The sequence below is a fragment of the Brachybacterium sp. J153 genome, from assembly GCF_036311905.1.
Lineage (GTDB): Bacteria > Actinomycetota > Actinomycetes > Actinomycetales > Dermabacteraceae > Brachybacterium.
In genome coordinates this window covers 1-14065 of record NZ_JAZDCH010000008.1, presented here as the reverse complement: position 1 = coordinate 14065, position 14065 = coordinate 1, and the positions used below count along the sequence as shown (strand labels likewise).

The following is a 14065-nucleotide window of genomic DNA, read 5'->3' as shown; positions in this document are numbered from 1 at the left end:
CCGCGCCAGCGAGGCGGGCGGGGCGGGCGCAGAGGCGGGCGCCGCGGCGCTCCGCGGGCCGACGAACCGCTCGAGGCTGTACCTGCTGTCGGTATGCCGCTCCATTCCGACGATATATTCAGCGCCGAGCTGGCGGGCCGGAGGTTCCGCGGCGTCGGCGGGGTGCGCCAGGGCGTCGGCGGCGCGGGGCGAGCGGGACCGGGGCGTCGGCGGGGCAGCGCGGCTCAGAGTTCGGCGTAGCGGGAGCGCAGCACGGCGTAGACGCCGTAGAGCATGAGCCCGATCCCGACCACGGCCAGCAGCACCATTCCAGCTGGCAGCGCGGCCATCGCCTGGAAGGCCCCGTCCATGCCGGTCGCCTTCTCGGGGTCAGCACCGATCGCGGCCCATCCGAAGAGGGCGCCGACGGCGATCAGCGCCACGCCCTTGGCGACGTAGCCGACCACGCCGGTGACGGTCACGGCGAGGCCGATGCGGTGGTCCCCCGTGGGGCGCAGGTCGTCCTCGAAGCGCCGCGAGATGCCCTTGACCAGGTGATATCCGCCGATGGCGATCACCGCGAGACCCAGCACCGCCACGGCGATCCGGCCGCCCGGCGTGCTCATGATCCCGGCGGTGACCTCGGAGGTCTGCTGGCCCGAGTCGCTGCCCCCGCCGACGGCGAAGCGCAGCGCCGTCGCGCCGAGCGCCCCATAGACGACGGCCTTGCCGAGGGTCTTCACCACGTGGGCGGTCCGCTTCCGGGCGTCGCGCTCCCACCTCGCGCCGAACCAGGCCTCGGCGAGGTGCCAGACCGTCAGGGCGAGCATCGCGAGCCCGCCGATCCACAGCAGCACGTTGCCTCCCGGGGCGGCGGCCACGGCGCGCAGCGCTCCGGACTGGTCCGCGTCCTGCCCGGAGTCCCCGAGGCCGACGCGCAGCGCGAACCAGCCGATCAGCACGTGCACGAGTCCGCTCATCACGAAGCCGCCCCGGGCGATCCCCTCGAAGACGGGATGCTCGGTGACGCTCTCCGCGGCGCGTTCGACGTTCTCGGCGCCCTCGCGGGCGTCCCTCAGTGATGCCATGCCCGCACTGTACGGCGCGGCGGGTCGGCGGCACGCCGCGCGGATGGGGCCGACGACGCCGCGCTCGCCATTCGCATCAGACGGCCGGGTCCGCCTCGCGCACCGCCGCGAGCGCGACGCGGCCCTCGACGGCGAGGTCCTCCCAGGTGAAGCATTCGATGGAGACGTGCCCGGCGTAGCCGCCGTCGCGCAGCGCGGTGAGGAACTCGGCGAGCGGCCAGTCCCCCTGACCCGGCGGGCGACGATCGGTGTCGGCGATGTGGGCGTGGCCCACGCGCCCGGCGAGGCGCTGGACGGTCTCGAGGCTCTCGTCCTCGAGCATCACGTGGAAGAGGTCCGCCACCATCCGCACGTCGGACAGGTCGTGGGTGTCGAGGAAGGCGGCCCCCTGCTCGAGGGTGTTCACGAGGTCGGTCTCGCCCTGGTGCAGGGGCTCGAGAAGCACCTCGAGCCCCTGCTCGGCGGCGAGGTCACGGGCGAGGCGCACGGAGCCGGCGAAGCGCTGCTCGCCGTCGGCGCGGGAGACGCCCTCGGGGATCCGACGCGCGCCGCCGCTGCCGAGGACGACGGTCGCGCCGGGACGTGCCCACGGGGCAATCGCGGCGAAGGCGGCGCGCAGGTAGGTCTCGGTCTCGGCGAGCGGCACCGCGGGGTCGGAGACGCGCATCGTGCCGGGGCAGAGGATCGCGAAGCTGGGGGCGGGCGGGACCGGGGCGAGGCCGGCGGCGGGGCGCCACTCCCCCGTCGGCTGCTCGACGAGGAGCGAGCCGACGACGGTCTGCTCGAGGTAGTCGGAGCCGGCGGCCGCGACCTCGTCGGCGCGGGCGTGGGCGGCGATGATGCCGTGCTGGACGGGGGTCGGGGTGCGGGTCATGGCGGTCCTTCCGGGGTGTGGCGGGTCGGAGGTGAGCGGCGAGTGCCGCCTATGGACCGCTTCGAGCGACGGTCAGCGGCCCGAACGCAGCAGTGGGCGAGCAGAGCGGGCGGTCAGCGGAGCGGGCGGCGGCATGGCAGGCGGGCGGGCGGCAGATCAGGCGGGTCGCAGCGCCGGGAGCGGTCCCGGCAGCGGCTGCACCCCCTCGACGCGGGCGCCCCAGGCGGCGGGCAGGCCGGGCTGCGGCGGGCCGCCGTCCCAGCCGGCCGCCATGAGCGCGGCGGCGATCAGGGTGCCGCCGTTGGCGGGCAGGTAGACGGGCAGCGTGTCGCGCTGGACGCAGTGACCGGCCGCGTCGAAGCGGTTCTTGGGGGTGTCGCGCAGGAGCAGGTCGACGGCCTGCTCGGCCCGCCCCAGCCGGGTCGCGGTGAGGGCCGCGGCAGGGCAGTCCCACCCCCAGGTGCTCTCCCAGTCCCACTCGGCGAGGGCGTCGTCGAGCGCCTCGCCGGCGGCGGCGTCGGGGATCGTGCCGGTCGGCGGGACGAGGCCGTGGGCGAGCAGGTGGGCGGGGTGGTCGGAGCGGGTCATCGCGGGGCCGACGCGGAAGGTGCGCAGTCGCCCGTCGGCCCGCAGCGGGGAGTGGACGCGCGAGGCGATCGCACTCAGCTCCCCCGCCCGGGGATCACCGCGGCGCTCGCGCCAGGCGTCGGCGATCCGGAGCGCCCAGGCGGTGTACGCGAGCTCGAAGGCGGGGTCCTGCAGGCGGGCGCGACCTTCGACATGCCGCTCCTGCGCGCCGACGAGCGGCGGACCCAACCCGAGTCGCCCGTCCGAGTCCGAGCGGAGCATCGCGGCGAGGAGCACCGCGGACTCCTCGACGATCTCCTGCAGCATCCCGTCGCCGCCGCGGGCGGGGTCGGAGCGGCGGCACAGCTCGGCGAGGTGGATCGGATGGGGCTGCTGCCACAGCAGGAACGGGCCGATGTCGCTCGGGGACTCGCGCAGGTCGGGACCGATCTGCTTGGGCCAGCGCGCGCCGCGCAGTCCCTGCTCGCGGGCGGTCGCGCGGGCCGACGGCAGCAGCGCCGCATAGGTGCCGAGGCTGCGGAGCAGGGAGTCCGCGTCGCCCCAGAGCGGGAAGTGCGCCGCATGCCACCAGTGCATCTCGAGGTGGGCGCGGCCGCGCCAGGAGTTCTGCAGCAGTCCGGTCTCGGCGGGCGGGAAGACGCCCGCGGCATGGACCCGCTGGATCTGGCGCGACAGGATCACGCGGCGCTCGAGCTCGTGCGCGCGGGGATCGTCGGCCGCGGAGAGGTCGAGCGCGCCCGTGCCCTCCCAGTGCTCGCCCCAGAAGCGGCCCGAGCGGTGCCGGATATCGGCCGCGTCGCGCGGGAGGTCGGTGTGCCCCGTCGGCCGGGCGGTGAGGGCGAGGTGCGGGGAGCGAGTGGGGCGGAGCAGGAGCGCGACATCGAGCGGCCCGGTTCCCGCCGCGTCCGGTCGGGCTCCCCCGGCGTCGGGGGCGTCGAGCCGCACCCGGTGCGCGCCGACCCGGCGCACCCGGGCGCCGGTCACGTCGACGCGGTAGCCGAGGTCGTCGAGCTCGCGGTGGATCGCCTGTCCGTCGACGGCCGTCGAATGGGCGTCCTCCCGTGCCCAGTCGGCGGAGCCGTCCCAGGCCTCGCTGCCGTAGGGGAAGCGCAGCTCGAGGGCGAGGTCCCCGCCGCTGACGGCGAGCGCGAGCGCGTCGGCCTCGGGGTCAGCGGCGGTGAGCACCGTGATCTCGTCGCCGCGATACCGGAAGCGGCTGGTGACCAGGCCCGTCCACAGGTCCAGCTGCTGCTCGGCGTCGGTCACGGCGGCGGGGTCGAGGACCCGGCCGCCGTCCCGCTCGACGAGCACGAGCCGCAGCAGGGAGACCTTGTGCGGATTGGCGCGGAACCAGGTCGCGCGGCCCTCGTCGGCTCCCGCCTCGGAGGGGCCGACGAGATCCATGTAGCGCGCAGGCCCGTGCGGGGTGTCGTAGACCCGACGGTGTTCCTCCCAGGTCGCGTCGTCCCGCTGCGGCACGCTGTGCCAGCCCCACTCGGCGAGCGCCGTCGCCTGCGCGGCACCGGGCACGGGGGGCAGGGTGTGGGTCCCGGTGCGGTCCAGGCCGACGGCGAAGCGGCCGTTGCCGACCGAGAGCACTGCGGCGCTGCCCGCGTCGAGCCGGGGTCGGTGCCGGTCGACGAGCGCCCGCCGGTCGATCATGAGCCGTCGATCGCCGCGGTGGCCTCCTCGAACCAGGCGGCGGCGGCCTCGGCGGGGGTCATCCGACCGAACAGGACCTCCTGCTGATTGCGCGGGGTGATCTCCTCGATCGCGGTGGAGCCGGCGGGGCCGATCCACGTGGGCTTCAGCTCCATCGCGGAGAGCTGGTCGATGTAAGCGACCTCGGCCTGGGCGGTCGCGGACAGCTCGGGGAGGATCGCCTCGCGCTGGGCGGCGACGGCGGGGACTCCGCGGTCGGTGAGCACGAGCCGGCCGGCGTCGGGGTCGGTGAGCAGGAAGCTGACGAAGCTCGCGGCGATCTCCGGGGCGGCGGTGCGGTTCGAGATCGTGTACATCTGCGAGGGCTGCAGCCAGGCGCCCGGTTCCTGGCCCTCGCCGGGCAGGGGCACGAGCTGCAGCTCGGTCGCGGCGACCTCGCTGAGGGAGGTCAGCGAGCTGGACCAGGTGGCCATGAACGCGGCCTGCCCGGTGCCCATGAGGGTCTGCTCGTTGGAGACCTCGGCGAGCTCGACGAGGCGGTCCGCGCTCGGGGCGGCCCCGGTGTCCACGAGGTCCTTCGCCAGCTGGAAGAAGCCCTCGACGGTGCCGATGTCGAGTCCCAGCTGTCCGTCCTCGGTGTAGAGGTTCTGACCGCGCTGGCGGGCCCACAGGTCGAGGGAGTCGTGGGTGAGGGTGGTGCCGGAGCCGAAGGTGCCCTCGGGGCTCGCCGCGGTCACGGCGGCGCAGATCTCGACGTACTCGTCCCAGGTCCAGGAGGCGGTGTCGGGCATGTCGATCCCGGCGGCCTCGAGCACCGCCGGGTTCACGATCATGGCGGGGGCGTTGATACCGGTGGGGACGGCGACGACGGTGCCGTCGACGGTGCCGGGCGAGAGCGAGGACTCGTCGAAGACGCTCAGGTCCAGCTGCTCCGCCACCGACCCGAGGTCGAGCAGCAGGCCGCGCTCGGCGTACTCGGCGGGATAGGCGCCGCCCATGGTGATCACGTCCGGCTCGTCGCTCGCGGCGACGGCCGTGTTCAGCCGGTCCCAGTAGGAGGAGATGTCGCCCGGCTCGGTGGTGATCGTGACGTCCGGGTTCCGTTCGCGGAAGAGGGCCACGATCTCCTCGGTGGTGGCCTGGCGGTCGGTGTTGCCCCACCAGGAGAAGCGGATCGCCTGGTCGCCGCCGCTGCGCTCCGCGGCGTTCGGGTTGCAGGCGGCGAGGGCCGCGCCGCCGACGGCGAGGACCGACGCGCCGGCGAGCGCCCGGCGGCGGCTGAGCGAGCGCACCGACAGCGGGGTGGACAGGGGGCGGGGGCTGCGGGACATGAGGATCCTCCGGGGCGCGGGCGGGTGGGGTCAGAGCTCGCCGAGGATCGCGGCGAGGCGGTCGACGGACTGGGCCGCCTCGGGCAGGCCGACCTTGTTGAGGTGGCCGTGGGTGACACCGGCGCGCACCGCGTACTCCACCTCGACGCCCGCCTCGGCGAGCTGCTCGGCGTAGCGGCGGGCAGAGAGGCGCAGGTGGTCGTACTCGTCGGACTCGAGATAGGTGCGCGGCAGCACGGCCAGCTGCTCGGGAGTGCCGAGGCCCGGGAAATCGTGGGCGGTGGCGCGCTCGAGCGGCCCGCCGAGATAGTTCTCGGCCATGCGCCGCATCTTGTCCGGGGAGAACCCGAACTGCTCGGGCAGCTCGGCGAGCGCTGCGGACTCCTCCTCCGTCGGCTCGGGGTTCAGCGGATGCGTGACCGGGTACATCAGCAGCGACGCGGCGGGGGCGCGGCCCGCCTCGGCCAGGCGCAGGCTCGCGGCGGCGGCGAGGTTGCCGCCGGCGCTCGCCCCGCCGAGGGCGAGGCGCTCGGGATCGATGCCCAGCTCGTCGGCGTGCGCGCGGGTCCAGTCGACGGCGGCGATCACGTCGTCACAGGGGATGGGGGCGCGCACGTCGAGGTCGGGGGCGGTGCCGGGGATCCGACGGGCGGGGCTGCCGCCGGGCGGCTCGTCGCACAGCCGGTAGTCGACGGAGACGACGACGGCATCGGCCCGGCCGGCGACACCGCGCGCGGTCGCATCGCCCTCAGGCATGTCGAGGTCGCCGTGCTGGAAGCTCCCGCCGTGGCAGAAGACGAGCACGGGGCGGGGCCCGGTCGCCGCCGCGGTCGGGGTGTAGACCCGCACGGGCACGGGACCGTGCGGCCCCGGCGCCTCGGCGTCCTCGACCCGGAGATCCCACTCCTCGCGGGGCCCGTAGGGCGCGTTCCAGGCGGCGTCCTGCTCGGGGGTGGGGCCGCCGTCGGCGAGGGCGGCGGCGAGGACGCGCAGGCGGCGCGCCATGTCGCCGAGCTGCGCGGGGGAATCGGTGGTGGTCATGGGGACCTCTCGGGGTGGTGCGGGCGTCGCCGGGCGGCGGGCGCCGAGCGCGGGCGTGACGGAGCCGACGGGGGCGGGCTCAGCGGGGCCGGGAGGCGAGCACGACCTCGCAGTCGAAGCGCTGCGAGGAGTCCATGTCGCCGCGGACCCACAGCAGGTGCTCGGTCGCCGGATCGCCGGGGGCGAGGATCGGGCGCAGGTTGTCGACGGCCGAGTCCTCGGTGATCGGGGTCCAGGACCAGGTCAGCCCGCCGTCCGCGGTGCGGCCGCGGAACAGCTCGCGGCGGGCGAGCGTGCGGCCGTCGCGCGGGTCGATCGGGGTGGAGGCCACGAGGGCGTCGGCGTCGTAGGGGTCCAGGGCCGCGAGACCGCTGTAGTCCTGCTCGTGGGGCAGCAGGCCGGGGCCGGCGGCGGCGAGCGGGGAGACGGTCCACTGCCCGTCGGCGCCGAGCCGCGCGTAGACGAGCCGCAGGTCGGGAACGGGGACGTCGTGGTTGTTCGCGTCCCGCACCGCCTCGGGGCCGGAGATCGCGGCGCCCTCGGGCCAGCCGGGATGGTCTGCGCGGGCGGTCATCACGGCGCTGACCACGCCGTCGACGACCCGCAGGTCGGTGGTCCAGGCGTGGGTGAGGCGGGCCCCGCCCACCTCGCTGCCGGCGGCGAGGACCGTGGTGAGCAGGTCCTGGTTCACGGGCGGGTCGACGAACAGCTGCTGCTCGAGCGCGCGACCGGTCGAGTCGTGGAGGCGGCCGCCGGAGACCACACCGTGGTAGATCGAGTTGTCGTAGTCGCGCGGATGGTGGTCGGTCGCGACCACGTGCAGGCCGTCCGGGCCGTCGGCATAGCGGGCGTAGGCGTTGACGTAGCCGATCTTCTCCCGCTCGAAGAGCTTGCCGGCGAAGGTCCAGCTCTCCCCGAGGTCGTCGGAGACGAGTGCGCAGGGGTCGTCGTTGATCGCGCGCACCAGGCAGTACAGGCGCCCGTCGATCTCGTGGATATTCGAATAGGTGACGCGGCGGCCTTCGGTGAGATGGGACCAGTCGAAGACCCGCTCCTCGCCCCAGCGCGTGGGGTCGCCGACCTCGCTGATCCGCCAGTAGGTGTTGTCGTCGGTCTTGTGGCGGGCGTAGACGGCGAGCCAGCGACCGTCGGGGCGGAGCCACAGGGCGGGGACGTCGTGGTCGTCGGACTCGAAGCCCTCGTGCAGGGTCACGACCTGCACCTCGCCGGTCCCGAGGTCCACGACGTTCAGGTCGAGATCGCCGCCGCGGCGGTCCCCGTCCTTCCCCGCGACCGAGGCGATCGAGCCGACGACCAGCAGTCGCCGCTCGGGGTCGACGAGGGCCCGCTCGTCCTGGAACCAGCACCAGGCTCCGTTGTCGTTGAGGATCTGCGGGGCGGGTTCGGGGGTCGACATCGAGTCTCCTCGGAGGGGGTGAGCCGCCGCGGCACGGCCGCGCGGGGGTCGACGTGTCGGTCACGCCTCGGCGCGTGAGGGTCCGACGATGGTCATCGTCCCATCCTTGACGGCCCGGCCCACGAGGTCAAGCGCTTTCCACCCCTCGGCTCCCGCCCGCTCGGTCGCGGGAGTTCGTCGGACGGCCAGCCTCTCCGCGGAGGCAGCAGCGCGGTGATCAGGCGAGGTGGAAGTACTGCGGGAGGACCTGCTTCTCGCCGCCGCCGGGGGCGAAGTACTCGGCCATCGCCGCCTCCCAGCGGGGGCTGATGGCGGCGCGGGCGATGGCGTCCTGCGCGGCGTCGACGTCCTCGGATTCGAAGTACCCGACGACCATCCCGTCCTCGGGCCGCAGGAAGAGGGAGTAGTTGCGCCAGCCCGCCGCGGACAGGGCCTCCCGCATCTCGGCCCACACGTCCTGGTGCGCGGCGACGTACTCCGTCAGCTTCTCGGGGCGCACGTGCAGCAGGAAGCAGCAGCGATGCGGGCTGCGCGCGGTGGACGCGGCGAGAAGGTGGTTGAGGTCGGGGTTGGTCATCGGGGCTCCTGGGCGGTGGGGGCCGACGGGGCGGCAGGATCGGTGGGGCCAGTCTGGTCCGTCTGGTCCGTCGGGCCGACGGACGTGGTCGCGTCGGGGTTCAGCCCGCCGCCGCGCGGGTCGCCGGCGGCGAGGCGGTGGCCGTCGCGGCGCTCGATCGCTCGGAGGCTCCAGCCAACGAACGCGGCGATCTTGTTGGCCCCGCGGCGCTGGAAGTGCGTGTCGTCCGCGAGCCCGTCGGGCCAGGTGCGGTGCAGTCCGCGCGGGTAGTGGCTGAGCAGCGAGCGGGAGTCCTCGACGCCGAGGTCCTCGTACAGCCAGCTGGTGAAGACCTGCAGGTCGATGAGGGGGACGTCGAGCTCGTGGGCGAGGTCGCGCACGGTGTCCGGGTAGTCGCCGTGGCTGGGCTCGATGCGGTCGCCGACGAAGCGGCGGCGCTCCACGGAGGTGCACAGCACGGGCCACGCTTCCCGGGCGCGGACCTCGGCGACCATGTTCCGTAGTTGCTCCGCGTAGCCGGTGCGGGCGCCGAGGAGCTCCGGCTGCTTCTGGTCGTTGTGCCCGAACTGGATCAGCACCGTGTCGCCCGGGGCGAGGCCCGCGAGCAGCTCGGGCCAGTAGGTCTCCCGGCAGGACTCCGTGGTCCCGCCGCCGACGGCGAGGTTCCGCACGGGGGCGTCGACGTGCGCGTCGAGCAGCGCGCCCCAGCCAGACATGGGGAACTCGGCGGGCGGGCACGCCGCGACCGTGGAGTCCCCGGCGAGGTGGTAGGTCATCGCCGCCCCTCCCCCGCGGACGCGATGGCCGCGGCGCCGTCATCGTCGTCACCGACGTCGTTACCGTCGAGGTACGGGATCCGCGCGGGCAGGTGCTCCCCGATGAGGGCGAGGTTCGCGATCGCCGAGAGACCGTACTGGGCGGCCCCGTTGGTGCCGAGGAAGTCGGCCTCGAGGACGGGCTCGAGGACCGTCGGGCCGTCGACGCTGGTTAGCGACCAGTCGGCACGGGCGACCATCGAGTCGGAGTTGACCTGGTCCCCCTTCCCGAGCAGGAAGGCGTCCCAGGCCCGCGCGGCGAGCTCCGGGTCCTCGGCGGAGGCGGCGTGCTGGGCGAGCAGGCGGCTGTAGGCGGGGATCAGCGAGATCCCGGTGAGCGGGGCGCCGAAGCGCTCGGTCTGCTCCTCGGGGGTCGCGAGGTAGTAGCGGCAGTACTCGTCCCACGCGCGGGCGAAGCCCTCGTCGTCCACGAGGTCGAGCAGCTCGGGCACGATCTCCGCGAGGCCGAAGACGGCAGCGAGATGGGAGACCTGGATCCGCTCGCGGGTGGTGTCGAAGCGGCGGGCCTCGAGGTCCCACAGCGCCTCTCCGGTGAAGAAGCCCTGACGCAGAGCGCCGATCCCGGCGAGCGCCCCGCGGATCTTCTCCTCCGCGTCGGCGTCGCCGTGCCGCTCCCAGGCGGTCAGCCACGCGCCGAGCAGGGCGCCGAGGTCGGTGCCGAGACCGATCGCGAGCGCGGCGCGGTCGGGGGCGTAGACGTCGGTGCGGACCTTCCGCGTCGCATCCACCCGCAGCAGCGCGTCCTCGGAGGCGGCGACCTCGTCGAGCAGCTCGCCGACCCGCTCGTCGGCGGTGAGGAAGAAGTGGTGGCGGCGGTAGACGGCGCTCGAGACGCGCAGCTGCTTCGCGCTGCAGCCGAAGTGCTGCACGTTGTGCCGGGTACCGAGGCCGACGAAGGGACCGGCGTGGTACTGGTCGACCTCGCCCGTGTGGCGGCTCATCGCCTCGGCGAGGCGGAACACGGCGGCGTCGCCGCTGCGCAGGAAGTCGGTCCACAGCCACAGGTCGGGGGACAGCTCGGAGTTGTCCCAGGCGTAGCCGCCCACGTCGTAGCGCCAGGTGTGCCGGTCCCGGTCGTAGGTGTGCATGACGTCGCCGTGGTCCCAGAATCCGTACCAGCGGCGCTGCTCGACCTCGCGCAGGTAGTGCTCGCGCAGGAACAGCAGCCGGTCCTCGAGGTGGGCGCGCTGCGGGGTGGAGCGATCCACCGGGGCCCAGATCCCGAACACGCCTGCGGCGCGGATCCGCTCGGGCGAGGCGGCGGGCTGCGGCGGGAGGGCGCAGGCGGCGCCGAGCGCGGAGAGCTCCTCGGTCGACGGGGTCGCGGGGACGGCATCGAGCACCAGCTCATGGGTGCGGGCGATGCCGCGGGCGTCCCCGAAGCCGGGCTCGTAGTCCTCGTAGGTGATCTCGAGGGCCTCGAGCTGGTCCTCGAAGGTGTCCTGGCCGAGGCCGTCGTGGAAGAAGCGCAGGTCCATCGGCTCCGCGGACGGGGAGTACATCCACACGGTCAGCGTCGCGGCGTCGCCGCGGGCTCCCTCGACGTCGAGCTGGGTGGGGTGGAGCCTCCAGAAGTCGCGCAGGCCGGCGCCGATGCCGCCGTGCACGTCGCCGACGAATGCGTAGCCACGGGAGCGAGCGCCTCCGGGGGCGGTGATCCACGGGTGATCGGCATCGGTGCGCTTGGCGACGGTGTACCCGTCCGGGGAGAGCTGGCGCAGGGTCCAGGCGTCCCAGCAGGGGACGAAGCGCAGACGGCCGGAGACCGTCTCCGCCCACTCCATCAGCGGCGGGGTGGGGCGGCCCTCGACCTGGGCGCGGCGCACCTCCTCCCCCGGGTCGCGACGCAGGCCCGTCACGCCCTGCACGGCCTCGGTGAGGAAGCCCCCGTGACCGCCCGCGAGGCGCACGTGCCGGTCGTGGGGCGCGGCGCGCAGCGGGACCTGGACGCGCAGGCCGAGGGAGGTGAGGAACAGCCGCTCCGGATCCGCGTCCCACACGATCGAGTGCACGATCCGCACGCGCGGGGTGCCGGCGGTGACGTAGAGCCGCAGGACGACGGGCAGGACGCTCTCGCCGTCGACCTCGTGCCGGCCCGCGAGGCGCAGCACCGCCTGCTGCTCCCCCGCCCGCTCGACGCGCACGTCGTCGATCCGCACCTCGTGCTCGCGGCGCGGCGCGCGCGGGTCCGCGGAGGCGGCCGACGAGGCGACCAGCCGGCCCGCGACCCCCACCTCGCGCCCTTCGACGCGCAGCGCCCGGATCGGCGCGGTCCCGGGGCCGACCTCGAGGGTCAGACGATCGGAGACCACGCGGAGGCCCCCGTCGGCCGCCTCCTCGATCCGCACCCGCACGGACTCGGCGACGCTCGCGCCGGTCCCCGCACCCGCGCCGGGCCGCGGGAGCAGTTGCCCCTCCCCCGTCGGCGCGAGGCCCGCGTGCCCCGACCACTTCACCGTGCCGTCGGGCCAGCGGGCCGTCACCCAGCTGTCGACCGGCGCGGCGCCGTCCTCGCCGACGAGGTCGAGCGCGGGCAGCTCCCGCACCGCGCCGCGCGGCCACGGCACGCCCCACTGGGCGGGCACGGCGGCGCCGCCCTCGCGCGGCTCGAGCAGGCGGATCCCGGTGTCGGGAAGGGAGGTCATGGGGGTCCTCTCGGAGGGGTGGTGCGGGGACGCGGCGTCCCGGGTGTCGGCGGATCAGCCCTTGACGGAGCCGATCATCACGCCCTTGGCGAAGTGCTTCTGCAGGAAGGGGTAGACGCACATGATGGGGAGGGTCGCGATGACGATCACCGCGAACTTGAGGCCCTCCTTGGGCGGGACGTAGTTGGGATCGAGATTGCCGATCGTGGTGGAGGGATCCGTCGAGATCGTCACCTGGCGCACGAACATCTGCAGCGTCCACTTCGAGCTGTCGGAGATGTACAGCAGCGGCGACATGAAGTCGTTCCACAGACCCACCGCGTAGAAGAGCGAGAAGGTCGCGATCACGGGCTTCGAGAGCGGCAGCATGATCCGCCAGAAGGTCGTGAACTCGTTCGCGCCGTCGATCTCCGCAGCCTCCCGCAGCTCGCCGGGGAGCTGCTGGAAGAAGGTGCGGATGACGATCAGGTTGAAGGGGTTGATCGCCATCGGCAGGATCAGCGCCCAGTACGAGTCGAGCAGGCCCAGCTGCTTGACCACGAGGAACAGCGGAATCATGCCGCCGGAGAACAGCATGGCGAAGAGCACCAGGCGCATGATCAGCCCGCGGCCGACGAGGTTCGGGTCCGAGAGCGGGTAGGCCATCAGGAGGGTCATCGTGATCTGCACCAGGGTGCCGACGACGGTCACGCCGATGGTCACCAACAGCGAGCGGACGAAGGTGTCCGTCGAGAAGATGTAGCGGTAGGTCTCGAGGGTCGGGTTGTTCGGCCACAGGAAGAAGGGCCGGGCGACGATCTCCGCCTCGGAGGCGAAGGACGCGGCGAGCACGTAGAGGAACGGCAGGATCGTGAGCGCGGCGAAGCCGAGCAGCAGCGCGATGTTCGCCCCGTCGAAGATCCTGTCCTTGGGGGTGTTGTACTGCAGGGAGGACATGGCGGACTCCTAGAACAGGGACGAGTCGGAGAACTTCTTGGCCAGCCAGTTCGCTCCGAGGATGAGGATGAGGCCGACCACGGACTTGAACAGGCCGATCGCCGTCGAATAGCTGTACGCGCCGTTGGTGATGCCCATGAAGTACACGTAGGTGTCGAAGACGTCGGCGACATCGCGGTTGAGCGAGTTGGTGAGCATGTAGATCTGCTCGAACCCGGTGTCCAGGAAGTTGCCGATGTTCAGGATGAGCATGATGATCACCGTCGGGATGATCGCGGGGATCGTCACGTGCCGCAGCTGCTGGAACCGCCCCGCGCCGTCGAGCATCGCGGCCTCGTAGAGGTTCTTGTCCACGCCGGCGAGCGCCGCGAGGTAGATGATCGTGCCCCAGCCGGTGCCCTTCCAGAGGGTCTGCGCCATGATCAGCGGCCGGAACCAGTCGGGATCCGCGAGAAAGTTGACGCGCCCGCCGAACAGGTCGTTGAAGAGCACCGTGATCGGGCCGACGTCGAGGGCGAACAGCAGGTAGGTCAGGCCCGACACGATCGCCCACGACAGGAAGTGCGGGATGTAGATCGCGGTCTGGATGAACTTCTTCAGCATCTGCTTGCGCAGCTCGTTGAGCATCAGCGCGACGATGATCGGGGCGGGGAAGGCGATGACGATGTTCAGCACCGCGAGGATCAGGGTGTTGCTGAGCAGTCGCCTGAAGTCGGGGCCGCTGAAGAGCCGCTCGAAGTGGTCCAGGCCCACCCAGGGGCTGCCCTGCATGCCGAGGAACGGCAGGTAGTCCTGGAAGGCGATGGTGATGCCGTACATCGGGGCGTACTTGAACACCGCGAAGTAGACGATGCCGGGGATGAGCATCAGGTAGAGCACGGGGGCGCGCCGCAGCCGCTTGAGCAGGCTGCGGCGCCGGTGCGTGGAGCTCGCGCCGGGCGCGGGGCCCTCGTCGAGCTGCACCGGGGCGAGCGCATCCGGCGCGCTGGAATTGGTCATGACCATGGTCCGTCCTTCCTCCGACGGGTCGGCGGGGGGGGGGGGGGGCAAAGCGCCCACTCCCCCACCCCCTGTTACGCAGCCCTCCCCCA

Annotated in this window: 11 protein-coding genes; all 11 read right to left on the bottom strand. The window is 73.4% G+C overall.

Annotation, left to right across the window (positions count from 1 at the left end):
- Nucleotides 1–224: 224 nt before the first annotated feature.
- Nucleotides 225–1067, bottom strand: coding sequence for a DUF1206 domain-containing protein (locus V1258_RS04630; protein WP_329748561.1), 843 nt, complete (start codon nucleotides 1065–1067; stop codon nucleotides 225–227).
- Nucleotides 1068–1143: 76 nt separating this feature from the next.
- On the bottom strand, nucleotides 1144–1941 hold the full coding sequence (locus tag V1258_RS04625; protein WP_329748560.1) for a sugar phosphate isomerase/epimerase family protein: 798 nt from the start codon (nucleotides 1939–1941) through the stop codon (nucleotides 1144–1146).
- 156 nt (nucleotides 1942–2097) lie between these two features.
- A complete protein-coding gene (locus V1258_RS04620) occupies nucleotides 2098–4191 on the bottom strand; it encodes a hypothetical protein (protein WP_329748559.1) in 2094 nt (697 codons plus the stop codon).
- Nucleotides 4188–5522, bottom strand: coding sequence for an ABC transporter substrate-binding protein (locus V1258_RS04615; RefSeq protein WP_329748558.1), 1335 nt, complete (start codon nucleotides 5520–5522; stop codon nucleotides 4188–4190). Before V1258_RS04615 ends, V1258_RS04620 begins: the two co-directional genes overlap by 4 nt.
- A 30-nt stretch (nucleotides 5523–5552) precedes the next feature.
- Nucleotides 5553–6563 (bottom strand): alpha/beta hydrolase, encoded by a 1011-nt coding sequence (locus tag V1258_RS04610; RefSeq protein ID WP_329748557.1) that lies wholly within the window; start codon nucleotides 6561–6563, stop codon nucleotides 5553–5555.
- A gap of 79 nt (nucleotides 6564–6642) precedes the next feature.
- Nucleotides 6643–7980, bottom strand: a complete 1338-nt coding sequence (locus V1258_RS04605) for a BNR-4 repeat-containing protein (RefSeq protein WP_329748556.1) — start codon at nucleotides 7978–7980, stop codon at nucleotides 6643–6645.
- A gap of 217 nt (nucleotides 7981–8197) precedes the next feature.
- Entirely contained in the window at nucleotides 8198–8557 is a 360-nt protein-coding gene (locus tag V1258_RS04600) for an L-rhamnose mutarotase (RefSeq protein ID WP_329746155.1), read from the bottom strand.
- A complete protein-coding gene (locus tag V1258_RS04595; protein ID WP_329748555.1) occupies nucleotides 8554–9333 on the bottom strand; it encodes a rhamnogalacturonan acetylesterase in 780 nt (259 codons plus the stop codon). The genes V1258_RS04600 and V1258_RS04595 overlap by 4 nt, the downstream gene beginning before the upstream one ends.
- Nucleotides 9330–12038: an exo-rhamnogalacturonan lyase family protein gene (locus tag V1258_RS04590; protein ID WP_329748554.1), complete on the bottom strand. Its 2709-nt coding sequence runs from the start codon at nucleotides 12036–12038 to the stop codon at nucleotides 9330–9332. Before V1258_RS04590 ends, V1258_RS04595 begins: the two co-directional genes overlap by 4 nt.
- A gap of 54 nt (nucleotides 12039–12092) precedes the next feature.
- Complete coding sequence (locus V1258_RS04585; RefSeq protein WP_329748553.1) at nucleotides 12093–12974, bottom strand: carbohydrate ABC transporter permease; 882 nt, start codon at nucleotides 12972–12974, stop codon at nucleotides 12093–12095.
- A 9-nt stretch (nucleotides 12975–12983) separates the two neighbouring features.
- Nucleotides 12984–13973, bottom strand: a complete 990-nt coding sequence (locus V1258_RS04580; RefSeq protein ID WP_329748552.1) for an ABC transporter permease — start codon at nucleotides 13971–13973, stop codon at nucleotides 12984–12986.
- Nucleotides 13974–14065 lie beyond the last annotated feature (92 nt).

Coding starts and splice junctions, on each gene's coding strand:
- V1258_RS04630 (WP_329748561.1), bottom strand. CDS start 1,067: ATGGCATCACTGAGGGACGCCCGCGAGGGCGCCGAGAACGTCGAACGC.
- V1258_RS04625 (WP_329748560.1), bottom strand. CDS start 1,941: ATGACCCGCACCCCGACCCCCGTCCAGCACGGCATCATCGCCGCCCAC.
- V1258_RS04620 (WP_329748559.1), bottom strand. CDS start 4,191: ATGATCGACCGGCGGGCGCTCGTCGACCGGCACCGACCCCGGCTCGAC.
- V1258_RS04615 (WP_329748558.1), bottom strand. CDS start 5,522: ATGTCCCGCAGCCCCCGCCCCCTGTCCACCCCGCTGTCGGTGCGCTCG.
- V1258_RS04610 (WP_329748557.1), bottom strand. CDS start 6,563: ATGACCACCACCGATTCCCCCGCGCAGCTCGGCGACATGGCGCGCCGC.
- V1258_RS04605 (WP_329748556.1), bottom strand. CDS start 7,980: ATGTCGACCCCCGAACCCGCCCCGCAGATCCTCAACGACAACGGAGCC.
- V1258_RS04600 (WP_329746155.1), bottom strand. CDS start 8,557: ATGACCAACCCCGACCTCAACCACCTTCTCGCCGCGTCCACCGCGCGC.
- V1258_RS04595 (WP_329748555.1), bottom strand. CDS start 9,333: ATGACCTACCACCTCGCCGGGGACTCCACGGTCGCGGCGTGCCCGCCC.
- V1258_RS04590 (WP_329748554.1), bottom strand. CDS start 12,038: ATGACCTCCCTTCCCGACACCGGGATCCGCCTGCTCGAGCCGCGCGAG.
- V1258_RS04585 (WP_329748553.1), bottom strand. CDS start 12,974: ATGTCCTCCCTGCAGTACAACACCCCCAAGGACAGGATCTTCGACGGG.
- V1258_RS04580 (WP_329748552.1), bottom strand. CDS start 13,973: ATGACCAATTCCAGCGCGCCGGATGCGCTCGCCCCGGTGCAGCTCGAC.